Here is a 22755-nt window from a genome sequence, read left to right on the forward strand (position 1 = left end):
ATCAGGCAGGCTCCATCGACGCGGCGGGCAGGTCGCGCATGCGGACCAGCGGGGAGAGGAGCAGCGGCAAGAGGGAGAGCAGCAGGCCGCCGATCCCCATCCAGAGCGCCGCGCGCACGCCGTACCGCTCGCCGAGCGCGCCGCCGAGGAGCGAGCCGAGCGGCATGGTGCCCCAGACCAGGAAACGCATGGTCGCGTTCATCCGGCCGAGCAGGCGCTCGGGCGTGATCGCCTGACGAAAGCTGATCTGCGAGACGTTGTAGACAACGATGCCGATCGCCTCCACGAACGTGCCGGCCACGAAGAACGCGAGCCCGGCGCCCGGCCGGGTGAACGGGACGAGCAGCGCGAACGGCTGAAACAGGAGCGGCCCGAGCCAGATGATGCGCGCCGAGCCGATGCGCCGGGTCAGCGGTCCGACCACGGCCCCACCGACGAGACCGCCGAGCGCCCCCGCCGCGAGGAGCACCCCGTAGACCTCGGGCGAGAGGCCCAGCTCCCGGAGCAGGAACAGCGCCTGCACCGCCAGCGCGGCCGAGAAGGCCATGTTGGCGAGCGCCGACCGCAGCGCGATCATGCGCAGGATCGGGTGGCCGAGCACGAAGCGAACGCCCTCGCGGATCTCGCCGAGCAGGCCGCGGGCGCGGGCGCGCTGCGGCGCCGGCTCGGCGGCGTCGATGCGGCCGAGCAGCAGCGCCGAGCAAACGAAGCTCACGGCGTCGGCCACGATCGCGACGGGCGCCGAGAGCAGGTTGACCAGCCAGCCTCCGACGCTCGGCCCCGCGACCTGCGCGCCGGAGTTGACGATCTCCAGCTTGCCATTGCCGTCCACGAGCCGACCCCGGTCGACCAGCGTGGGGACATAGCTCTGGTAGGCCACATCGAAGAACACCCGGGCGACGCTCACGCCGAGGGCCACCACGTAGAGCTGCAGCAAGCTGAGCTTTCCGAGCCACCAGGCGACAGGGATCGAGACGAGCAGCGCGGCGCGGATCAGATCGGTGTGAATGAGGATGGAGCGCCGGCGCATCCGATCGACCCACACCCCCGCGGGGAGGCCGATGAGCACGAACGCCGAGGTCTGCGCGGCGAACAGGAGGCCGACCTGGAACGGCCCGGCGTCGAGCGCCAGGATGGCCACGAGCGGCAGCGCCACCAGCGTGATCTGGGTGCCGATCTGGCTGATGGTGTCGGCGCCGAACAGCAGCATGAAATTGCGATGGCGGAGCAGGCTCGGCGCCGCGATCGTGGCCGTCGATGTCACGAGAGCCTCGCGCGCTCCGCGGGCAGATCGAGCACCCGGGTCTGGTCCCCCACGCGCGAGCGCAGCGTCACGACCGGCGCGCGGGTCGGGTCGAGCGTGACTTGCACGGTCCGCTCCAGGGTCCATCCGGCGAAGCGGAACTCGCCCTCTCCGACGTGCACGAGCGAGAACGCGGGCTCGCCGTCGATCACCAGGACGAGCCGGTCGCCGCGGACGTCGATCGCGGCCCGCCGCGTGCGCGGCGCCGTCAGGAACGCGCCGTCCGGCTCCTCGAAGGAGTGGAAGGAGCTGGGCATCTGGAAGCTGCACCGGCACGCGTCGCGCTCGGCGAGGGAGAGCCGCACGGCCGGCGCCGCGAACAGCGTGCTCGCCGCGACCGCGGGCGACCGGAACTCCGCAGGGAAGAGCTGCAGCAGCTCGGGCGTGGGGTGGCAGTCGATCACCAGGTGAATCCGCGTCACCGGATCGCTGTTGCGCACGAGGTGCGGACGGGTGAAGTCGGCATACCAGACCTCACCCGGCTGCCAGCGGTGGGTCTCCTCCTGGATGGTGAGGATCGCTCCGGGGGTCGTGACGATCGGGACGTGCAGCCGGACGATCCCCCACGGCAGGCTGTGCTTCGTGTCGTTGTGCACCGGGCTCGCCGCGCCCGGCCCGAGCGACTGCAGCCGCACGCAGCGCAGCGGCGCCGGGATACGGGCCAGCACCTCGGCGAGATACGGCGCCTCGCGCAGCCACGGCGTGTCGGCGAACTCCTCGAGCGACGGACCGCCCGGGTCGGTCCGGTCCGGATCGCCGCCGATGCTGCGGAGCGGCAGCTTGCGCCAGTCGACGTCGGCGCCGCGGCTCACGCCCTCGCCGGTGAGGATCGTGGGCTTGGACCACTCCCTTTCGCGCAGCGCGCTCACGTCGGCCAGCATCCGCGCGACGTCGAAGCCGAGCGAGAGGCGCGCTGTCGCGGGCAGCCTCGCGAGGATGGGCGCCAGCGGCCAGGGGTCGAGATCGCCCGTGCTCTGGTCGGGCGGCAGCGTGTTCATGAGGGCAGCGCTCGTCATCATGCGGCCTGGAGGGTGAGGGGGAGACGATCGGGATAACGGACCGTGGCGCGGCGCTGCCGGCGCACGGGCCCCGCGAGGCGCAGCGGCGCGCGCAGCCGGAGCATGCTGCCGAGCAGCGCTTGCAGGACGATCCGCGCGAGCTGGGTGCCGGTGCAGGCGTGCGGCCCGCGGCCGAAGGCGAGGTGTCGATTCGGCCGGCGGTCCAGCGTGAGCTCGTCGGGCGCGGCGAACTGCTCGGGATCGCGGTTGGCCGCGCCGAACAGGAGGAGCACGACCTGGCCGCGCTCGATCCGCGTCTCGTCGATCGTGGTCGCCTCGAGGCAGATGCGGCTCGTGCCCTGGATGGGCCCGTCGTAGCGCATGAGCTCGTCGACGCCTGTCTCGAGCAGGCGAGGGTCGCGCAGGCGATCGAGCGCGCCGGGGTGCTGGAACATCGCCAGGACCATGTTGGACGCCGCGGACACCGTCGTGCTGAAGCCGGCCAGGAACATCACCCGCGCCGTGCTCCACACCGCGGCCTCCGGGACGCCGGCGCCGTGCCGCTCGTCGAGGACCTGGGCGAGCAGCCCGGGCCTCAGCCCGTCGCCGACCCACGATTTCATGAGCTCGTTCATCTGCCCCCGGGCCGCCAGCGCCGGGCCGATCGCCTCGGGGACGAGCGCCGCGTCCATGGCGCGCTCGACGGCGTCCGACAGCGCCACGATCGACGCGATCGCGGGCGGCGCGACGCCGAGCAGCCGGGACATCGCGGTGAGCGCGATGGGGCGCGCGACGTCGGCGGTGAAGTCGAACGACGGCGCGTCGGCGAGGCGCGCGAAGGCCGCGGTCGCCTCCACGGCGACGAGCTCACCGAGCCCGGAGATCGCCTGTTCGCGCAGCGCATTGGCGAACAGATCGCGGATGGGCGTGTGCTCGGGCGGGTCGAGCCCCTGCAAGCTCGGGTGCTCCGCGCCGGGGGGGCGCCTCGTGACCGGCGCGCCGCGCGTCGCTGGCGAACCTGGCCGGATCGCGCAGCACGGCGATGCAGTCGCGGTAGCGGGTCAGGACCCAGGAGTCGAGTCGATCGTGCCATAGCACCGGGCACGACGCGCGCAGGCGCGCGTAGATCGGGTAGGGATCTGCGACGGCTTCGGGAGACAGCGGATCATAGTCGACCGGGCTGCGGGGCATCGGATCTTCTCGCATCGGTTTGCTCTCACAAAGAGCGAGGGGGCCAAGCCGGGATGCGACTTGGCCCCCTCTGGTGGCCTGTAGATTACCAGCAGTACTTCACGGGGACCTCCTTTTTGCGAGGTGTCGCAAGCAAGAACGGAGTTGAAGGTAAGCGGGAGCAGGTCAGTCGTCAAAGACAATCGCCATGTCGAATGCCGGCATCGCAACATCTCGACGAGCGGGTGCGAGCCACGTCGACAACCGTGCGCTCCCATAACCAAATTATGTCACGCGGCCCCGGAACACAGATGCCTTATCGGGTCACGTTATGATTTGTTAAGTTGCGTGACGCTCTGTGAAGACGCGCCGAACGTTCGTCCGGAGCGAAAGATTCCCGGCGCCCCGCGCGGCGGTCCGGTCGATGTGCTCAGCCTGTCTTCGACAGGCGGAACCCCTCGTATCCCTGGGCCGCGACGGCATCACACGTCTTTCGATAGGCGCCGACGCCGCCGGCATAGGGCATGAGGACGCGCGGCTTTCCAGGGATGTTTGCGCCGATGTACCAGGAGTTCGCCAGAGGGTAGAGCGTGCCGTCGGCCACCTCCTTGACGTGGTCAACCCACCTGTCCTCTGCTTCGGCGGTGGCCTCGATTCGCTCGATGCCGCGCTCGCGCAGGAAGGTGAGGCAGCCCGTGATCCACTCCACGTGCTGCTCGATGGAGACGATCGCGTTGCTGAACACGGAGGGGCTGCCAGGGCCGGTGATGGTGAACAGGTTGGGGAACCCGGCGATGGCGATGCCGAGGTAGGCGCGGGGGCCGCCGGCCCACTTCTGCTTCAGCGACGCGCCGCCGCTCCCCCGGAGCTCGATGCTGGTCAAGGCGCCCGTCATCGCGTCGAAGCCTGTCGCGAACACGAGGCAGTCGAGCGCGTACTCCGCGCTCCGCGTCCGGAGCCCCCTCGGCGTGATCTCCTCGATCGGCGACGCCCTGACGTCGACCAGGGTGACGTTGTGCCGGTCATAGGTCTCGTAATAGCGCGTGTCGACGCAGAGCCGCCGGGTGCCCAGCGGATAGCCCCGCGGCGACAGCGCCTCGGCGACGGCCGGGTCGCGGACGGTCGCGCGGATCTGGGCCCGGACGAACTCGGCGGCGGTCTCGTTGGCCTCCCGGGAGCGCATCACGTCCGAGAACGTGGCGAGAAAGCCGGTGCCGCCCTGCTCCCATCGAGCCCTGTACTCGCGCTCTCGCTCCTCGGGCGACACCTCCAGCGCGGACTTCGGGTTGACCTCCATGACGACCCCGGCGCGCGTCTCGCGGGCCTTGCGCCGGTGCTCGGGGTAGCTCGCCTTCATCCGAGCCTCGTGGGCAGGGTCGATGGGCGCGTTGCGCGCGGGCACGCTGAAGCACGGGGTCCGCTGGAAGACGAAGAGATGGCTCGCCTGCTCGGCGAGGACGGGGATGACCTGGACGCCGGTCGAGCCCGTACCGATGACGCCCACGCGTTTTCCGGTGAAGTCGACGCCCTCGTGCGGCCAGCGGCTGGTGTGGTACGAGTCGCCCTCGAAGGCGTCGATCCCCTGGATGTCGGGCCGCTTCGCGACAGAGAGGCAGCCCGTCGCCATGATCAGGAACCTCGCCGACACGCTGGCGCCGTCGTCCGTCTGGATCACCCACCGGCTCGTCGCCTCGTCGAAGGAGGCCGCGTAGACCCGCGTCCTGAGCTGGATGTCCCGGCGGAGCTCGAACCTGTCCGCCACGTGGTCGAGGTACCGCAGGATCTCCGGCTGGGTGGCGTATCGCTCGGTCCACCTCCACGCCTGCTCGAGCTCGGGCGAGAACGAATAGGAGTAATCCATGCTCGCGATGTCGCAGCGCGCGCCCGGGTAGCGGTTCCAGAACCACGTGCCGCCCACCCCGTCTCCCGCCTCGTAGACCCGCACCGCGAGGCCGAGCTGGCGCAGGCGGTAGAGCATGTACAGGCCTGCGAACCCGGCACCGACGATGACGGCGTCGAAGCGGCAGGCTCGCTCCGCGCCGTGGTTCGAACAGCTCGACTCCGATTCCGACATGATGTTGGCCTCCGTCTGGACATGGGTGTGCGCCCGGGCGCCCCGCGCCCTCGCTCGATCCCCGAGAAGATGCGTGTCGCGCCGCCCGCGCCGCGCCTGAGGCCCGCCGCCGCCGCCGGGCCTCAGGCGCGGTGGACGTCCCAGGCGAGCGCCATCAAGCCCAGGACCAGCGCCAGGCCGAGGGTGAGCAGGCCGCTCCATCCGAGCGCCGACAGGAGGGCCCCGGACGTGAGCGACGCGACGCCGCTGGCGGCGAACACGCACAGATCATTGACGCCCTGCGCGCGAAAGCGCTCGGGACCCGGGCGGCTGCGCGCGACGAGCGTCGTCGCGGTCACGAACACGTAACACCATCCGACCCCGACAAGCGCCAGCCCGATCAGGTGCCCTCCGAAGCCCGGGAGCCAGCTCACGAGGAACCCCACGAGCAGGAACAGCAGTCCCAGGCCCTGGAGCAGCGCGATCGACGCCCGCTTCAGCAGGGCGCCCACCGAGAGCGAAGGCAGGTACATGCTCAGCAGGTGCACCTGGATGACCCAGCTCGCCTCCCGCACCGAGGTCCGCTCGACGCCGCACATCTGCAAGGGCGTCGGCACCATGATCAGGCTCATCACCAGGAACGCGCCGGCGCCCATGGCCACCATCGGCCAGTACAGCGCGCGAGCGCGCGCGTCGGGCGTGGCCGAGGCGCCGACGACGAGCGCCTCCTGCGGCCGGTACGCCACGAACGCGACGGCGGCCAGCGCCTGGAGCACCGCCAGGATCATCAGGGCACAGGGCATGTAGCTGGACGTCCGCCCCTCCAGCAGGCCAAAGAGCGAGACGCCGGGGACGATGCCAGCGGCGCTGGCGAGCTGGATCATGATCAGCAGGCGCGGCGCCCTGCCGCTCGGCTGCCCTTCCAGGATCGCGAACCGATACTGCTGCACGAAGGCGCCTTGCAGGCCGACGCCGCAGACCGCCGCGCAGAAGAGCCAGAGATCCGACAGCTCCACCGCCCGCGCCGCGAGCGACAGGCAGCCGGCGGACAGCAGCGCCGCGGCGATGAAGCAGGGCCTGCGCCCGAAGCGGCGCATCATCTGGCTGGCCGGCCAGGTGCCCAGGGCCGACGACAGCACCAGCACGGCCACCGGCAGGGTCGCGAGCCGCATGTCCATCGCGAGCCGCTCGCCCACCAGGCTGCCGGCGAACTGGATCGCGACCACGCCCGCGATCCCGAGGACCTGACACAGCAGCAGGACCAGCGTGTTGATGGACGTGGCCGGCGCCGCCCGCAGGGCCCGGCGGATCAACGGGCCCGCTCCGCGTCAGGCCGCGCGGCCTGGTCGTCCGGGCCGAGCGCCGCGATGGCGTCCAGGGAGAGGCCGAGGTGCTGGTGGAGGAACCGCACCATCGTCCAGTGCGGCAGCGCGCCCTCGTCGAAGGGGCCGAACTCCTCGCGGTACAGGGGCAGCCAGCGCAGCGCCTCCTCGAGCGCCTGCTCCCGGCTCGGCTGCGCCTCCTGGTAGTCCTCGTACGGCAGGCTGCGATGATGGATGAAGAAGCGCCCCGGCAGGCGCTCCTCGCAGAGCTCGCGGTACTCCCGGGTCTGCAGGATCAGGTAATGCCAGATCTCGTCGATCGCCTGCTCCACGGGCAAGAACAGCCCGACCAGCGGCTCCGGATGGCGCGAGATCAGGTACAGGTATCTCAGACACTCGATGACCTGGCGCTCGACGAACGCGGGCTCCTCGTCGGTGGTCTGCGCGAAGTGCCGCACCACGCCGGAGAAGAACGCATCGCCGAGCAGCGCCCTCAGCGCGGCGGTCGTCACCCTCGGTTGCTCGATCGTCACAGGCCACCTCGCTCCGTCGTCTCGCCGTCCTGGTTCAACCACGCGTACTTGCCGGACTTGCCGATCGCGATGTGCGCGCGGCGCTCGAGGGCGCAATCGAGCCCGGCGCCCCCCAGGATCTGCTGCCGCAGCGCGCGCTCTGCGGCCGGGTCGAGGGGGGTGTCGTCGAAGGTGGTGTACAATAACCGCGCCTGCCGGGTGCCCTCCGGGTGAAGCTGATAGAGGAAGACGGACGGCGCCGCGGCGGCGATCCAGTCGTCGAGGTGGGCCTGGGAGATCGCGCCCCCGCGCTCGAGCCACAACAGCTCTCGCTCGCGCCCGCAGAACCGGCGGATCCGGAGCGGGTCGGGGGAACCATCGACCGTCTCGGCGCAGTCGCCCGATCGATACCGGATGAGCGGCATGTACGGGTTGCGCACGCTCGAGACGATGATGCTGTGGATCGAGCTGCCCTCCTCGACCGGGATCAGCTCCAGGTGCATCTTGTCGAGGTAGGGCCAGTACCGCCCGTGACGATCGCTGTAGTACAGGTATCCCAGCTCGGTGCTGCCGAACAGGTCGATGACCGGGCACTCGAAGTGCTGCTGCAGGAAACGCCGCACGTTCTTCGGCGTGAACTCGTAAGCGTGAATGATGCTGGCCGGCCTCGGAAAGCGGGGCCACGCCCCCCAGGCCAGCGCCTTCCGCACGAGATGCGCGAGGTGGAGGCTGTCGCAGTCGAGGTGGTACCAGCCTCGCGGATGCGCCTGCTGGACGGCGGTCATCTCATCGAGCATGCGCTCCACGTCGCCGCGATCCCAGAGCGCCGGGTCGAGCCGCAGGTTCAGGTAGAGCGTGCGCGCGTCGAGCCGACGCTCTTCGAGGCTGGGGCGCGCCGGCGCCTCGGCGCCTCGCCGCTTCGCGTTGAGCCGCGCCACGTGCTCTGTCGCCAGCACCGTGGTGATCGAGACGCGCTGGCAGCCCTGCTGCCACGTGACGGCGACGTCGGGGTGCTCGCTCCACAGCCGGTAATACGACCTGAGCAGGAAGAACGGCGGGCGAATGATCTGCATCCGCGCGTGGTTCGTCCCGGTCGACAGGACGAACTCCGCCTCGCCGGCCCTCAGCGCCTCGGCGAGCCTCGGGGTCATCCAGTTGTCCGGGAAGCCTCTGGCGATCTCCGGCTTCTCGAGGATCGGGAAGGAGCCCGCCTCGATCGACGGGCGGTAGATGGGGATGTCCCTGACCTGATCGATCATCTCGGCGAGCGTCTGTCGATGGGCGTCCATGGTCGACTCCAGGAGGACGGCCGAACAGGCCATCACGAGGCGTTGCACCCATGGTCCGGGCGGCCGCGAGCGAGGCAGGAGACCCCCCAGCAGAAGCTGTGGGATCTCCGCCTCGCTCGCAGGCCCGGACGGCCCTGCTAGCTGATGCAGCCAGCCTTCTTCGAGATGCAGCCGGCCTTCATCGAGATACAGCCAGCCTTCTTCGAGATGCAGCCGGCCTTCCTCGAGATACAGCCGGCCTTCCTGGCCACGCTGCCGGCGAGCGCCGGCTCACCGGCCGAGTTGGCCGCGACCCAGTGATTCCAGAGATGATCCTGGGCGAGCCGCTGAATCAATTGCTTCATTCGAGCCTCCTTGAACGCATGGTGGTGGTGCATGGACGACGCACATCTCCACAGCCCGCGCGCCGCTGCGGTCGTGTGCCCCCGCGGCCCGACGGACACCATTGTGATCCGCCCGACCGTCTCGCTGACTATATGGGAGCACCAACGACCGTCAAGCGGCCTGCATCAGCGATTGAAGTGATATACCGAATCTCAATGGCCTGATTCCGGGATGCGTCGCGCCACAACGCTATCCGGTGACAGCGCCGCTTCATGCGCAGCGCGACGTTCTCGCCAGGAGCGCCGGCGATCCCGCGATTCACGCGGCGCCATCCCGGTTCGCCGCGAACCGCCGCGCAGACGCCGTCATGATGGCGTGGCGGCCTGTCCATGGGTCAGCGCTCGGCCGGTCATGCCGGCGCGGCGGCGTGGGCTCGACGCCGGCCGCCTCAGCGCTCGCCGGGCGGCGCGATCACCTTCCCCGGATTCAGGAGCCCCGCCGGGTCGAAGGCGTCCTTGATGCGGCGGTGCAGCTCGAGCGACGCCGCGCCGAGCTGGCGGGCGAGGAAGCCGCGCTTGAGCGTGCCGACGCCGTGCTCCCCGGTGATCGTGCCGCCGAGCTCCAGCGCCTGCGCCATCACCGCCTCGAAGGCCGCGACGGCGCGCGCCTCGGCCGCGGCGTCGGCCCGATCGAAGACCACCAGGGGGTGCAGGTTGCCGTCGCCGGCGTGCGCCACCGTGCCGACCATGGTGTCCGACTCGGCGACGATCACCTCGATGCGCCGGAACATCTCCGGCAAGAGCGGCAGCGGCACCGCGACGTCGTCGACGAGCACCGTGCCGAGCCGCTGGAGCGCCGTCAGCGCCAGGCGGCGCGCCGTGAGCAGCATCTGCCCCTCGCCCTCGTCCTCGGTGGCGGCGACCATCGTCGCGCCGGCCTCCTCGCAGGCCTCCTGCATCCGGGTCAGCTCGGCGGAGCCGGGCGCGTCGCTCTGCGCGATCAGCATCGCCGCAGCCTCGGTGTCGAGCTCGAGCCGCGCGTGGGCCTCGACCGCGCGCAGGCTCGTGCGGTCCATGATCTCGAGCAGCGAGGCGTCGACCGACCGGACGATCGCCGCGACGGCGCGCCCCGAGGCCTCGAGCGACCCGAACGTCGCGACCAGCGTTGTCGACGGCGGGGGGCGCCGCCGCAGGCGCAGCGTGATCTCGGTGATCATCGCCAGGGTGCCCTCGGAGCCGACGAGGAGCCGCGTCAGGTCGTAGCCCGCGACGTCCTTGCGGCTGCGGCCGCCGGTGCGGAGCACCGTTCCGTCCGCGAGGACCGCCTCCAGGCCGAGCACGTAATCGGCCGTGACGCCGTACTTCACGCAGCACAGGCCGCCGGCGTTGGTGGCGACGTTGCCGCCGATCGTCGAGAGGGCGTAGCTCGAGGGGTCGGGCGGGTACCACAGCCCCCGCTCGCGCACGGCGGCCTTGAGATCGCCGTTGATCACCCCCGGCTGGACGACCGCGAGCATCGCCGCCTCGTCGATCGCGACGATCCGGTTCATGCGCTCGAAGCTCACCACCACGCACCCGTCGCCGGCCGTCGCCCCGCCCGCCACCCCGGTCCCGGCGCCGCGCGGCACCAGCGCGACGCGGTGCCGCGTCGCCCACCGCGCCAGCGCCTGCACCTCCGCCGTCGACGACGGCCGCGCCAGCGCGCGCGGCCAGCCGCCGGTCGCCCAGATCGCCTGATCGTGGCGATAGCCATCGATCACATCCCTGTCGGTGATCAGGCCGTCGCCCAGCGCGAGGGCGAGCTCGTCCAGCGCGCTCATGGCCGCCCCGACGCTACCGGCGCCGGTCTCCACCGTCAACGTCCCCGCCCCGCGCGGACGTCCGCGCGCGAGCGCTGCCGCGGATCGCGGGGCGCGCCGGCGCCGAGCTCCTCGTGCCGGAGCAAGCGCCGCGATCTCGCACGTCAGCGCTTGACTACGGCGACGCCGGTTGGTACTCCTCCGCCGCGCATCGACGGCGACGACCTCGGGTGAGGAAGCGGCGCAATCAGAGCTCTCTCTGAGACGCGCCACGCACACGCACTGCGTGGCTTCTTGATCCGTGTCATCGACGTTTGCGGGAGTAACTCAGTGGTAGAGTGCAACCTTGCCAAGGTTGACGTCGCGGGTTCAAATCCCGTCTCCCGCTCCACAATCTAGACGTTGCAGCAGCCGCCATCGCTCAGCGCGAGCAGGGCGAAGCTCGCGAGCCAGTGCTCGCCCATGTAGTCGCCCGCGATGTGCGGCAGGCTGGCGTCGAGGTGCCGCGCGACGGCGTCGAGCGCGCGGGCGCGGACGGGATCTCCCCCGGGCAGCGCCGCCGCGAGCGAGCGCCAGCACCAGGCGCGGCTCAGGTTGAGCCCGTCGAGGTGGGCGATCTTGCCGTCGCTCCTGTCGCTGACCGTCGCGGGCAGGAACAGCGTGGCGGGCTCGCCCTGCGCGGCGCGCGGCAAGAACCGCGCGAACCAGCCGCGGAACTCCGGCCCGGGCAGGACCCGCCGCATGCACTCGGCCTCCATGAGCGCGGGCGAGAGGAAGTCGTCCTGCGAGGGCTCCCACGCCTGGCAGTCCGCGTCGCGGCCGTACCACGCCCGCGCGGACTCGGCGCAGCGCCGCGACAGCGGCTCGTCGCCCTTCACGGCGGCGTACTCCAGCGCGAGCGCGAGGGCGAAGGCCGTGTTCGTGTGCGCGCCGGCGCGGACCGGGTACGTGGCCCGGGGCAGGAACTCGAGGAAGCGCTCGGCGAACGCGTCGCCCAGCGGGGCCAGCGCCGCCGACCACCGGCGACCTTCGTCGGTGTCGTACTGCGCGAGCTCGGCCGCCAGCAGGAGCAGCCACGCCCACCCGTACGGCCGCTCGAAGCCGCGGCTGGACGGCCGCTGGAGATAGGCCAGCTCGGCGGCGACCTTCTCGCCCGTGAGCTGCGCTTCGAGCAGCGCGCGCACGGGCGCGGCGGCCGGCCCGCCGGGGAAGAGGCGGAGGATGCGCGCGAGGAGCCAGTGGCCGTGCACGCACGAGTGCCAGTCGAAGCTGCCGTGAAAGATCGGGTGCAGCTCGCGCGGGCCTTTCACGTCCTCGGGGCCGGTCATGACGTGATCGAGCTTGTTCGGGTACTCCCGCGTCACGTGCCCGAGCGCGAGGGCGGCGAGCTGCGAGGCGATCTCGGGGGTCAGGGCGTGCGTCATGGGACCTCGGCGTGGAATCACGCGTGGAATCAGCGTGGAATCAGCGGGGGAAGGCGAGCAGGTACAGGAGGAGCGTGTTCCCGACGAGCAGGAGCAGCGCGGTGGGGAGCTGGACCCTGATCACGCCGTCGCGATCGGGCAGCCCGAGCAGCGCTGCGGGAACGACGTTGAAGTTCGCGGCCATGGGGGTCATCAGCGTCCCACAGAAGCCGGACAGCATGCCGATGGCGCACACGATCGCCGGGTCGCCGCCGAAGCGGCGCACGAGCAGGGGCAGCCCCACCGCGGCGGTCATGACCGGGAACGCCGCGAACGCGTTGCCCATGATCACGGTGAACACCGCCATGCCCACCGTGTAGGCCGCCACCGCGGCGGACCGGCTGCCGAGCGGGATCACGCCCCCGGCGAGCTGCCCGACCACGTCGCCGACGCCGGCCGCCGAGAACACGACGCCGAGCGCGGCCAGCGTCTGGGGCAGGATCGCCGCCCAGCCCACCGTGTCGAGCAGGCGCCGGCCCTCCTGGAGCGGCGCGAGCAGCGGCGGGCGCAGCCACGCCACGGACGCCGCGAGCGCCAGCACCACGCCGAGGGCGAGCGAGATGAGCGTGGCCTGCCCCGGGTCGAGCAGCGGGGCCCCGAGGACCTCGATCCGCCGGAGGACCAGCGTGCCCAGGAGGGCGGTCGCCGGGACGATCAGCGCCGGGACGAAGAGGCGGTCGCCGCGCCGCTCGGCGCTGGCGAGCCGCTCCTCGCGCGTCGTCGTGGCGGGGCGCCCCTGCCCGAGGCCCCCGACGCCCGCCAGCAGCACGAGCGCGATCACGAGCACCCCGTTCCCGAGATCCCCGAGGCGCGGGCCGAAGAGGAAGCTCGTCGCCAGCAGGCCCCAGAAGAGGGCGCTCTTCCAGCGCTTCTCGTTCTCGCGGTCGGCCGCGCTCAGGAGCGCCGACGCCGCGAAGAACAGGCCTCCTGCGGCATAGCCGAAATCGAGCGTGATCATCCGCGCGGCTCCCCGGCATCTTCGTGGGCTGCGTGGGTCGCGGGGGCGACGCGGGCGAGCTCGCGCCGGAGCCGCCGATCGAGCAGGAGGAGCCGTGTCCCGTGGACGAGGAGCGCCAGGATCGCCGTGGGGATGGCCCAGATCGACACCTGGAGCGGCTCGACGAGGATCCCGTTCTGCTCGAGAAACCCCTTGATGAGCAGGATCGACGCGATGGCGAGGAAGATGTCCTCTCCGAAGAACAGCGCCACGTTGTCGGCCGCCGCCGCAGAGGCGCGGATCAGCCAGCGCGTCCGGTCCGGCAGCGGGCCGTACCGGTTCTCGGCCGCGCCCTCGGCCATGGGTGCGATCAGCGGGCGGACCATCTGCGCGTGGCCGCCCAGCGAGGTCAGGCCGAGGGCCGCGGTGAGCTGCCGTATCACGAAATAAACCAGCAGGAGCCGCCCGGTCGTGGCGGTCTTCACCCGCGCTACCAGCGCGCGCGCCCGCTCCTGGAGGCCCGAGCGCTCCAGGAGGCCGATGACCGGCAGGACCAGCCAGACCAGGCTGACATAGCGGTTGTCGTTAAAGGCCTTGCCCAGGGCGGAGATCGCCTGGATCGGGCTCATCCCCGCCGAGAGGCTGGTCACGATCGCCGCCGCCGCGACGACCAGGAGCGGATGGATCCGGGCGACGAAGCCGACGACCACGACAGCGACCCCGAGGAGCGTGAGCATGCTTCTTCCCTGGTGCTGGCGGGCAACGTCGCACACGGGCGAGGGCGTCGTCCACGGGCGCGCGCAGGACCACGGGCACGCGCAGGAGCACGCGCCCGGCAGCCCGCGCTTGACGCCGGCCGGCGCGTCGACGAGTGGCCTCCCGGAGCGCGGCGAGCGCCGGGGTCGCTGGAGGAGCCGTCATGGACCAGGACCCCGAGCACGCAGGCTGAACGGAGGATCGCCACAGTGGAGCATGAGGCAGCTGAAGACATCGTCATCTCATCGGACAAGGCGCTCCTCGACGTCGAGCGGATCCACGCCTTCCTCGCGTCTGCCTACTGGAGCACGGGCATCCCCCGCGAGGTCGTCGAGCGGGCCATCCAGGGCTCGCTCTGCTTCGGCGTCTACAAGGCCGGAGCGCAGATCGGATTCGCCCGGGTGATCACCGACCACGCGACGTTCGCGTACCTGGCCGACGTGTTCATCGTCGAGGCGGAGCAACACAAGGGGTACGGCAAGGCGCTGATCGCCCACGTCACCGAGGCGCTCGGTCGCCTCCGGCTGCGGCGGACGCTGCTCGCCACCGCCGATGCGCACGGGCTTTACCGGCAGTACGGCTTCACGCCGCTCGGAAAGCCGGACACGTTCATGGAGATCAACGTCAAGGACATCTACCAGCAGGGAAAGGCGGGGACCTCGTAGCGGCGGCGCGCCCCTCTCCCGGGGCGCTCTCCCCCGCGGGCGCGATCTCCACCGCTCCAGCGCGAGCTCGCGCGGAAACGCGAGCTGCGGAGCGCAGACTCTCACTGCGTGCCCCTCGGCGCGGCGTCCCAAGGGTCGGGGGCCGCGTCCGCGGGCGACCTACCCCGAGAGGAGCGCACGCGCCCTTGCCTCAGCCTGGGGGGTGAAGCATTTCAAGAACGCTCGCTCACCGGGCCGCTGGAACGCTACGAGGTCGTTGGAGACGGCCAGGGTCGCCCAGTCATCGGTTCCGATCGGGTCGACCACGAGCCCGAGACGCTCGCAGAGCGAGAGGATCGGGAGGTCTGACGCGTGCGTGGCCGCGCTCCTCGCGTCGAAGCGGAGGATACGCTCGACGTAGGCGGCGTAGCTCGACGCGGAGACGGACCACAGGTCGTCCTCGAACGTGTAGCGGTAGATGCGGCGGTCCTCACCGAGGTAGAGGAACGCGTCCGACGTCCCGATGTCCCAGTAGCCGACGAGCAGCCGCGATGGCTCACCCGCCGGAAGCCAGGGGTCACCGGGGCGGAGGAGCGGCGATTCGAACGCCTGTGCGGAAGCGGCGCCCGCAAAGAACTCTGCGTGGCAGAGGACGGGACCACACATGGCGGTTCGATCGAACCGCCGGATGCCGCGCCCGATGCCGAGCGCGTCCGAGACGGCATCGACGAGGCACGATGACGGTCCCTGCGCATGCAGCCAGGCGAGGAAAGCGGGGCAGCCCTCGTCGTTGATGACCACGAAGGCCGGGACCGTGGGCACGCCGTCAAACGACGACTGCCACGGGGCGTGCAAGCGCGCTGTCGCTCGTTTGCCGAGCCCCTGCGACATCCCCCCGCCAGGGAGGCGGTAGCGGACTGCCGCGCTGCCGTTGCGCACCAGGAAGGCCCCCTCGACACCCGGCTCCCGGTCATCGAACAACAGCCCCTCGCCTTCCAGCGGCTCGCTCTCGGCGAGCACCGCCGAGTAGGCAGGGAACCAGATCGGCTTGCGAGGCTGCCGCTCACCGAAAGCCCGGAGCCAGGGGACGAGCTGCTCGGCGCTTCGCGCATAAAGGCACCACGTGTCCCGGCTCTCGGTGACCAGCACCGAGCCCTCGTACCACCTGAAGGAGCCACTCGACTCCGGGGCAGGCGGCACGTCACCGCCCCGCGCGCGTACGGCGTCGAGGATCTCGTCGCGGGCGACGGTGGGGGCGCCCGTGCAAGCGAGATAGCTGTCGTTCCACCCCGCGAAACGCGAGCGGAGCCGTTCGCGGTCCCTGGATGAGATGCCGGGGAGCGCGGGGAAGTCGAGCATGAAGCCTCTGCGATGAGCCCACAACTTCCTCGAGCCGCTGCTGACATCGCGTCGCCTGGGCCCAACAAGCGTCCATCCGCGACCAGTTCGCGTCCACGGACACGCAGCGCCTCAGGCAGGCGAGGTGCCGTCGTCCCAGGCGAGCACCGCCTCGGGGCGAAGCTCCCGCATGCGCGTCACGGTTAGGCCCTGTAGCCTACGCTCGAACACGAGTGCCGCGTCGCCAGCGTAGAAGGTGCCAGTGGAGTCGCTGGCCTCTTCAACCTCTTCCAGGCCGAGCGCCCGGGCGAGCTCACGGCCGTGCGACGACCGTGAGACATGAATCGGCACTTCTTTGGGGTGTCCCCACAGCGCGACGCGGGTGACGAACACACGCACGGAGTCGCTCGTTCGCTCCCACTCGTCCCAGCCGAACCCATAGGCCCACATCCTGCCTTCCTCCGTCACGCACGCTAGCGTATCGGGGTTGTCGATATCTCGTACGCTCACCAGGATCACGGGGCCGTCCGGCGTCTGCTGAAGTGGCCACTCCGCAACGCTCCCTTCGGCGAGGGCTCGATCGAGCATCTGGATCCCGCCGAAGCGCTGGATCCGGTCGACGCTGCGCAAACCGCCGAACGAGCGCTCCGCGTCTGCGGCCGCCCTGGCGAGTGCCTCGCTGCCGCCGTTCTCCAGCACCCATGAGGCGAGCCGCGAGGGGTCGCCGGGATCGTGTAGCCGGCAGAGCCAGCGCGATGCCGCCTCTCTCGCGCGAGGCGACAGCGGAAGCGCCTTCGACGCTGGGTCGACGGTTGAGCAGAGAAATCCGACCACGCCCTGCCGAAATCGTTCGTTCGCTTCTCCGAGCAAGAGATCAAGGTGCACGGCATCGTTGTCCAGAGCCGCACGCCCCGTCGCATCGACGTGATCGTCGCGAAACTCGATCCAGCCAGACTCGGGAGCGACAAGCGACGTTCCGGCGGCTCGAACCACCGGAAAGAAACATCGTAACCGCAGCGCTGCGCACTCTTCAAGCCAGGACCGCAAGCTGGTCGCCGTGGGGCCCAGCATCCGCAAGAACGCGTCGTCGCGCAGGGCGAGCACGCCATCGCAGACGTGCCACAGAAAGCCGTGCAGGCGAAAGTGGCGACTCGGCTGGGCGACCCGGCGAGCAACGCCCTTGACGAGATCGTTCGTCTTGTCAAGCGCAGTGACCGAGCCCGTCTCCGGCTCAAAGTTACCGAGGTGGACACGGGCCCGCAGTTCGAACCCCGGAGCACGCCACCGCTCGAGCCTCTCCGCCACCTCGTTTAACTGGGAGATGGACGCCGTGAGCTGTTTGGTTCCGCAGATGGATCGGAGCTCGGGATTGAACATGCCCTTCTCGATTGTGCCGAGGAGGGGATCGCAGAATCGGGTCTTCAAGTCGGGCCCATTGCGGGGTCGTTGATTTTATTATCCAAAACGCCCTGCAATTGCTAGCACGTCCGATACACTGGACACGTGACGGGACATTCGCTGAATGCCGCACTCCTCGACGAGCCACACGGCATCTCCATCCACGAAGACCTGCGCGGCCGCGTCGGAGAGGTCTTCGCGGAGACTGAGCCCGGGCGGCAGCGCCTCTTCCGAACGGCACGTCGCCTCCGACGCATAACCGTTCTCGAGGAGGTAGATATGACGTTCGAACCAGCGCTCGACGCCCGTGCCCACCAGGCGCACTTGCACCTCGTCGTCGTCTGGCTCCTGCCATGAGGCCCACACCCCGCCCGCCTCGTCCACGTAGATGCCCGTGCGCACCGCTGTGTTCTCGATCCAGCCAATGAACCAGGCTCCGTTGTAAGGGTGAACTGGCGCAGACCAGATGCCGGAGGAGGTCCGTTCACGGATCACGCTCGCCGCCCACGGGGCAACGATCGAGATCCCCCGTTGCCCACGGAACCCGCCCGCGAGCTCGTCCACGGCGAGCACCGCATTCGTGAGCGACGCCGATGCCCGGTATCTCTCGAGCTGGGCGCGCAGGCCATCCTGATCTCGCAAACCCGGCTGCCACTCGCCGAACGAGGTGGCTCGCGCGAGCCTATCGGCATGACGCGGAACCGTGGCGATACAGCCGCCGGGCTTCATCTGGAGCTGCGTCTCGAAAGCGCCCTGGAGCACCCCGCGGACCCAGCTGCCGCCCTCCGTCTCGTGAAGCTCGAACGCCTCCGGGAAGTACCGATCCAAGTGGTCCATCGACCCGAGCAGCGCTCCGGGCCGCGGAAGACCGGCGATCGGGATATAGGAGTACCTCGCTGGCGCGGGCGAGAGCCCGGCCGGCAGGGGGTGTGCGAGCAACGCCCGGAGCCGTTCGCTGGTCGCGCACGCCACGGTCAAGGCGTCGGCCAGCAGCAGGACGATGGCGCCCTCGAACCACAGCAGCTGCTCCGAAGGCCCGAGCGAGCGAACCACGCGCGGCGGCCCGAGCGCGCCCTCGACCCACCCGGTCATGAGCGAGGGCTGCGCCCCGTGATGGTGGCGCTGGCGGAGGACGAGCCCCTCGGAGACCAGCCGCGCCGCGTCGCGGAGGGCGGCAGGATCATCGGCTGGCACTGGAGGTCGCGGCTCGAACGGGTTTCCGGTGCGTGGAATGCGCACCACCGCTCCGTCGTGCGGTGCGAGCGAGCCCAGCGGTCCCAGGTCCTCGATTCCGGGGGCGCTCGGTAGATCGTCGCGCTCTGTGATGCTCATGGGCGTGGCCCCCAGGTCCCGGACGAGTTGTCGAAGACCCCTGGATTGAGCCCCGCCACTGAGCCCGTCCCCCCGGCTCGTCGATATGCGTCCTCATTGGCGGCCCTCATCGCGGGGTCGTTGATGCTCTGTGCGAGCGGCGAAGCTGGAAGCGTGATTGGCCCCGGTGCGCCGGCCGGGTTCACGACGCGCGGTCCCTCTGGGTTCTGGAGCCCACCCGGCACATTGGTAGCATCCCTCGTCGAGGCACGGCCCCCCGCGACCGTGGGTGACGGCGGGCGCGGATCGGCGAGCGCCCAGAGCCGGGGGATCGTCTGCGAGCAGTTCGGGCACGCCGCCAGATCCTTCGTTCCCGCTCGGCTCGAGATGCCACCAATCTCCGAGAGCGCCCTGCTGAGGTTCTGTCGTCCCTGCGGCGTGCCCGGGTCGCAGCTCTGCCCGGGGTTGCGGCTCTCCCAGTTCCGGAGGTGCGACGAGAGCGCCGCTGGCTCCGAGCAGGAGGCGGCGTCCGTATCCCCGCCGCGCGCGTTCCGGATCGGCAGCGCCGCCGCCACGGCAGGGTGCAGGTCCGCCTCGCGGGAGGACGTGCCCGTCCCGATCGCGTTGCCATTGCGATCGGTGAGTGTTGTCACGCTCCGCGCGAGGCCATCGAGATCCATCCAGACGAGCGGCCGCCCATTCACATACCCGTACGCTTCGAGCCCTCCCTCGAGCCCCAGCGGCTCCGGGCTCAGGTACGTCGCGCTCGCCGGATCGAAATACCGCCATCGGTTGTAGTGGAGCCCCGTCTCCGGCTCGTACCAGTGCCCCAGGAACCGGCTCAGCGTGGCGGCGGCATCGCCCGCGATAACCCGGCCGTACGCCCCGGTCTCGAAGACCTGGTCGACCGTCCCGTCGGCGCCCACGAGCGCCAACGGCACAGGCGCCCCGTCCCGGTGCACGAGGTACTTCCACGCGCCCGGGCCGGCCTCGGTGTCGATCGCCTGCGCGATCGGCGCCGGCGAGCCCGGCGCGTACGCGTAGCGCCAACGCTCCACCAGCGTGAACGGCGTGGCCGCGCCGGGGGTGCTCGCCTCGCGCTCCACCGTCTCCTCCAGGAGGTCCTCGCCATCCCAGCGGTAGCGGTGCCTCACGAGCGCCGCGCCTCGCCGCGCGACGCGCTTCTCCAGGCGCCGCGCGAACCCGTCGTACACGAACTCGAGCCGGGTGCCGTCGGGCAACGTCACGCCCGAGAGCAGGCCGAGCACGCTCCAGGCGTAGGTGGTCACCGCGGCGCCCTCCACCTTCCTCACGAGCCGGCCGCGCGCGTCGTACGTGAGGGTCGCGCCGTTCGTGGTCACGAGCCGCCCGCCGCCCAGGTGGGACTGCGCGCGGCCGTCGATCCAGCGCACGTCGCCGCGCGGCGAGAGCACGTAGTCCTCGGTCCCGGCCCGCCGCTCGTGCCGCTTCTGCGCGATGCGGCCGCGCGCGTCGTACGCGAACGACTGCGCCCCGCGATCGCGATCGGCGAGCACCTGGAGTTCGTTGGCGGGCGACCACCCATAGTCGAACCGCAGGGTCTCCGGGCCGCCGAGCTTGCCGACCCACGTGGGCTCACCCGGGCGGACGACCGCGGCGCCACGGCCGATGACGGCCGAGCGGACGACGTTGCCATGCGCGTCCCTCGTGAGCTCGATCCCGCCCCCGCCCGCGAAGAGGCGCCCCACCTCGACGCTCGCCGGGTCGTACGCGAACGTCGCGATCGGCTGGTGCGCTCCCCCGGCATCCGAGAAGACGAGCGCGGAGCACCGCCCCGCGGCGTCGCGCGGCGTGGCGATCGCGAAGGCGCCCGGGACGATCACCGCCGTGCGATTCAGGCCGGCGTCGTAGAGGTGGCGGATGGACGTCGCGGACGATGGCTCGTTCACCAGCTCGGTGTCCTCGCGGACGCAGCGCCCTCGCGCGTCGTACGCGTATTGCGTGCGGACCGCCTCCGTCTCGAAGAGCAGGACGCGCCCGCGCTCGTCGTACTCCAGCTTGTGGAACGTGTCGTCGGAGAAGGCACGCCCGATGATGCGATCGAGATCGTCGTAGGTGAGCTCGACGAACTCGCCGTCGTCGAAGGTGATCCTCGACAGCCGCCCGGCCCGGTCGTTCCTGTACCGCAGCGTGCGACCGTCGAAGGTGCGCTCGGAGAGGATCCGCCCCTCGAGATCCCGCTCGATGGTGTGCACGTCGCCCTCCTCGTTGACGATGCGCACCATGTCGAGCTCGCGATCGTAGGCGTACGACACGCGCGAGCCGTCGCTCCGCTCGACCGCGATCACCTCGCGGAGACCCGCGTACACCAGCCGGTACCAGCGGCCGTCCGCGTCGCGCTCGCCGTTGAAGCGGCCGGCCTCGTCGTAGCTCATGAACGTGCGGGCGCCGAGCGGCGAGCAGTGCTCCACCACGCGCCCCATCGCGTCGTAGATCCACCGGTGGACCCCGCCCTTCTCGTCCCGCATCTCCACGAGCCGCCCGAGGAAATCGTAGCGCAGCGCGCGCGTGCCGCCGTCCGGCTCGACGATCTCGACGCGATTGCAGAGCGCGTCGTACCTCATCGACGTCTCGCCGCCGCCTTCGGTCTCGGCGTGGACCAGGCAGCCGCGCTCGTCGTAGCGGAAGCTCGCGACCGGCCCCATCGCGTCCGAGAGGTAGATCAGGTTGCCGTTCGGATCGCGCGCGTGCTGCGTCTCGAGGCCGTCGGGGCCGCGCGTGGTCACGACGTTCCCGCGATCGTCGTACACGTACTCCGTCGCCCGCCCCAGCGGGTCGACGACGCGGTACACGCCGCCGGCCTCGCCCATCCTCCATGCGCGCCCGAGCCCGTCGCGGTATCCGACGAGCTCGCCCGACTCGTCGAAGGCATTGTCGTGCACCTGCCCCGCCCAGACGATCCGGTCCGCCTTGCCGAAAGCGTTGGCCTCGACCCTTCGCAGGGCGCGCGACGTGATGACGTTGTTCTCGCCCGCGCCGTACTCGATCTTCGCGTGCAGGAACCCCTTGGCGCGGCTGCCGTCCACGAGCGTCTCGGGCACGCTCTCGGCCAGGAGCGCGCGCTCGTCGGGATCGTTGCACCACGTCTCCACGCAGCGACCGTGGTTGTCGTGGCGGTAGTGCACCTCGAGGCCCGTGGGCCAGCGCTCCAGCACGAGCCGGTGGTCTGCGTCGTACGCGAAGGTCATCGCGTGCCCCAGCGCGTCGCGCGCGGCCACGAGATCTCCGCGATCGTCGTACTCGTACGTGCGGAAGGACGTCCAGGCGCCCCTCGCGGACGCGTTCTTCACCTCGAACGCTGCGATGCGGCCGTCGCGGTGCCGCCGCACGCGGAGCAGCCGGCCCACGCTGTCGTTCACGAACTGGAGCGGACCGGTCCCGTTCTCGTAGAAGAGCCGGGCCTGGTTGCCGTTGCGGTCCAGGAGCGCGCTGAGGCGGAGCTCGTTGTCGATGGCAAAGGCATGCTCGAAGACCCGCGTGATGCCGTCGTCGGCCTTGAGGAAGTAGCCGTCACGGGTCCGCGTCAGCAGCCCGACGGGGAGCTTCACGGTCTCGCCCTCGTCGGGGCAGCGGCCCTCGCACGCGAGCGCTGTGGCCGTGACGACGCGCACCCTGCGGCGGCGAAGCTCGATGACGCGCCAGCCGAGCGAGTGGTTCCAGCCGTGGCCGAGGCCGTAATCGAGGTCGCGCTGCGCGGAGCTGTAGGCGCGCTCGATCACGAGCGGAAAGGCTCCCGGAAGCGCCATGTCGGTGACGGCAAGGGTGTAGACGCGGCCCGTGACCGGATCGATGGGGTGTCCGGCCTGCGTTCCTCCTCCGCCCCCGTGCGTCGGGTTGGGGCAACCGCCGCCGCTGCCCTGGCCGCAGCTCCCGGCGTTGCGGCCGCCGCCCTGGGCGCCGTTGCCACCGTTCTTGCCCCCCGCACCCTGGTCTCCGCCGGCTCCGTTGCCGCCGCGCCCGCCGCTGCCTCCGCCGCCTGCACCACCGCCCATGACGAAGACACCGGGGTTCATTCCCGGGATGGCCGGGATGTTCGGAACCGGAGCTGTGCGTGCCATGAAGCGATGGTCGCGGAACCGGCCAGGACGTCAATACCCGCT

General features: G+C 70.8%; 17 protein-coding genes and 1 tRNA gene. 2 read left to right on the forward strand and 16 right to left on the reverse strand.

Annotated features, from left to right (window positions below):
* Position 1: 1 nt before the first annotated feature.
* From WME96_RS33705 to WME96_RS33745, 9 genes are all read right to left on the reverse strand, one after another.
* The gene (locus WME96_RS33705) at positions 2-1264 is read right to left on the reverse strand and encodes an MFS transporter (RefSeq protein ID WP_437285688.1); all 1263 of its coding nucleotides are present in this window, start codon (positions 1262-1264) and stop codon (positions 2-4) included.
* Entirely contained in the window at positions 1261-2322 is a 1062-nt protein-coding gene (locus WME96_RS33710) for an aspartyl/asparaginyl beta-hydroxylase domain-containing protein (RefSeq protein WP_437285689.1), read from the reverse strand. Before WME96_RS33710 ends, WME96_RS33705 begins: the two co-directional genes overlap by 4 nt.
* On the reverse strand, positions 2319-3257 hold the full coding sequence (locus WME96_RS33715; protein WP_437285690.1) for a cytochrome P450: 939 nt from the start codon (positions 3255-3257) through the stop codon (positions 2319-2321). The genes WME96_RS33710 and WME96_RS33715 overlap by 4 nt, the downstream gene beginning before the upstream one ends.
* A 644-nt stretch (positions 3258-3901) precedes the next feature.
* Complete coding sequence (locus WME96_RS33720; protein ID WP_437285691.1) at positions 3902-5545, reverse strand: flavin-containing monooxygenase; 1644 nt, start codon at positions 5543-5545, stop codon at positions 3902-3904.
* Between the two features lie 122 nt (positions 5546-5667).
* Positions 5668-6837 (reverse strand): MFS transporter, encoded by a 1170-nt coding sequence (locus WME96_RS33725; protein WP_437285692.1) that lies wholly within the window; start codon positions 6835-6837, stop codon positions 5668-5670.
* The gene (locus WME96_RS33730; protein WP_437285693.1) at positions 6834-7379 is read right to left on the reverse strand and encodes a glycine-rich domain-containing protein; all 546 of its coding nucleotides are present in this window, start codon (positions 7377-7379) and stop codon (positions 6834-6836) included. The genes WME96_RS33725 and WME96_RS33730 overlap by 4 nt, the downstream gene beginning before the upstream one ends.
* Positions 7376-8647 (reverse strand): hypothetical protein, encoded by a 1272-nt coding sequence (locus tag WME96_RS33735; RefSeq protein WP_437285694.1) that lies wholly within the window; start codon positions 8645-8647, stop codon positions 7376-7378. Before WME96_RS33735 ends, WME96_RS33730 begins: the two co-directional genes overlap by 4 nt.
* A 137-nt stretch (positions 8648-8784) precedes the next feature.
* Positions 8785-8991, reverse strand: a complete 207-nt coding sequence (locus WME96_RS33740) for a hypothetical protein (protein WP_437285695.1) — start codon at positions 8989-8991, stop codon at positions 8785-8787.
* Between the two features lie 428 nt (positions 8992-9419).
* Complete coding sequence (locus WME96_RS33745; protein WP_437285696.1) at positions 9420-10790, reverse strand: FAD-binding oxidoreductase; 1371 nt, start codon at positions 10788-10790, stop codon at positions 9420-9422.
* A 295-nt stretch (positions 10791-11085) separates the two neighbouring features.
* Here WME96_RS33745 and WME96_RS33750 point away from each other — a divergent pair.
* A tRNA-Gly gene (locus WME96_RS33750) sits at positions 11086-11160 on the forward strand.
* Positions 11161-11164: 4 nt separating this feature from the next.
* On the opposite strand, the gene WME96_RS33755 is transcribed toward WME96_RS33750, so the two are convergent.
* From WME96_RS33755 to WME96_RS33765, 3 genes are read right to left on the reverse strand one after another with little or no spacing between them, the layout of a single operon-like run.
* A complete protein-coding gene (locus WME96_RS33755; protein ID WP_437285697.1) occupies positions 11165-12193 on the reverse strand; it encodes a DUF2891 domain-containing protein in 1029 nt (342 codons plus the stop codon).
* Positions 12194-12233: 40 nt separating this feature from the next.
* Entirely contained in the window at positions 12234-13190 is a 957-nt protein-coding gene (locus tag WME96_RS33760; RefSeq protein WP_437285698.1) for a DUF979 domain-containing protein, read from the reverse strand.
* The gene (locus WME96_RS33765; protein WP_437285699.1) at positions 13187-13906 is read right to left on the reverse strand and encodes a DUF969 domain-containing protein; all 720 of its coding nucleotides are present in this window, start codon (positions 13904-13906) and stop codon (positions 13187-13189) included. The genes WME96_RS33760 and WME96_RS33765 overlap by 4 nt, the downstream gene beginning before the upstream one ends.
* A 228-nt stretch (positions 13907-14134) precedes the next feature.
* Between WME96_RS33765 and WME96_RS33770 the strand changes: the two genes are divergently transcribed.
* Complete coding sequence (locus WME96_RS33770) at positions 14135-14590, forward strand: GNAT family N-acetyltransferase (RefSeq protein ID WP_437285700.1); 456 nt, start codon at positions 14135-14137, stop codon at positions 14588-14590.
* Between the two features lie 159 nt (positions 14591-14749).
* Here WME96_RS33770 and WME96_RS33775 read toward each other — a convergent pair whose 3' ends face one another.
* From WME96_RS33775 to WME96_RS33790, 4 genes are all read right to left on the reverse strand, one after another.
* Positions 14750-15928 (reverse strand): hypothetical protein, encoded by a 1179-nt coding sequence (locus tag WME96_RS33775; RefSeq protein WP_437285701.1) that lies wholly within the window; start codon positions 15926-15928, stop codon positions 14750-14752.
* A 111-nt stretch (positions 15929-16039) separates the two neighbouring features.
* Positions 16040-17332, reverse strand: a complete 1293-nt coding sequence (locus tag WME96_RS33780; RefSeq protein ID WP_437285702.1) for a hypothetical protein — start codon at positions 17330-17332, stop codon at positions 16040-16042.
* Positions 17333-17362: 30 nt separating this feature from the next.
* Positions 17363-18397, reverse strand: a complete 1035-nt coding sequence (locus tag WME96_RS33785; RefSeq protein ID WP_437285703.1) for a hypothetical protein — start codon at positions 18395-18397, stop codon at positions 17363-17365.
* 236 nt (positions 18398-18633) lie between these two features.
* A complete protein-coding gene (locus tag WME96_RS33790; protein WP_437285704.1) occupies positions 18634-22713 on the reverse strand; it encodes an RHS repeat-associated core domain-containing protein in 4080 nt (1359 codons plus the stop codon).
* Positions 22714-22755 lie beyond the last annotated feature (42 nt).

It is taken from the genome of Sorangium sp. So ce406 (assembly GCF_051474675.1).
In the GTDB taxonomy this organism is placed as follows: domain Bacteria; phylum Myxococcota_A; class Polyangia; order Polyangiales; family Polyangiaceae; genus Sorangium; species Sorangium cellulosum_G.

What these genes read in the sequence shown, in the direction of transcription:
- WME96_RS33775 (WP_437285701.1), bottom strand. Translation starts at nt 15,928, where the DNA reads ATGCTCGACTTCCCCGCGCTCCCCGGCATCTCATCCAGGGACCGCGAA.
- WME96_RS33720 (WP_437285691.1), bottom strand. Translation starts at nt 5,545, where the DNA reads ATGTCGGAATCGGAGTCGAGCTGTTCGAACCACGGCGCGGAGCGAGCC.
- WME96_RS33710 (WP_437285689.1), bottom strand. Translation starts at nt 2,322, where the DNA reads ATGATGACGAGCGCTGCCCTCATGAACACGCTGCCGCCCGACCAGAGC.
- WME96_RS33735 (WP_437285694.1), bottom strand. Translation starts at nt 8,647, where the DNA reads ATGGACGCCCATCGACAGACGCTCGCCGAGATGATCGATCAGGTCAGG.
- WME96_RS33790 (WP_437285704.1), bottom strand. Translation starts at nt 22,713, where the DNA reads ATGGCACGCACAGCTCCGGTTCCGAACATCCCGGCCATCCCGGGAATG.
- WME96_RS33740 (WP_437285695.1), bottom strand. Translation starts at nt 8,991, where the DNA reads ATGAAGCAATTGATTCAGCGGCTCGCCCAGGATCATCTCTGGAATCAC.
- WME96_RS33785 (WP_437285703.1), bottom strand. Translation starts at nt 18,397, where the DNA reads ATGACCGGGTGGGTCGAGGGCGCGCTCGGGCCGCCGCGCGTGGTTCGC.
- WME96_RS33745 (WP_437285696.1), bottom strand. Translation starts at nt 10,790, where the DNA reads ATGAGCGCGCTGGACGAGCTCGCCCTCGCGCTGGGCGACGGCCTGATC.
- WME96_RS33760 (WP_437285698.1), bottom strand. Translation starts at nt 13,190, where the DNA reads ATGATCACGCTCGATTTCGGCTATGCCGCAGGAGGCCTGTTCTTCGCG.
- WME96_RS33755 (WP_437285697.1), bottom strand. Translation starts at nt 12,193, where the DNA reads ATGACGCACGCCCTGACCCCCGAGATCGCCTCGCAGCTCGCCGCCCTC.
- WME96_RS33765 (WP_437285699.1), bottom strand. Translation starts at nt 13,906, where the DNA reads ATGCTCACGCTCCTCGGGGTCGCTGTCGTGGTCGTCGGCTTCGTCGCC.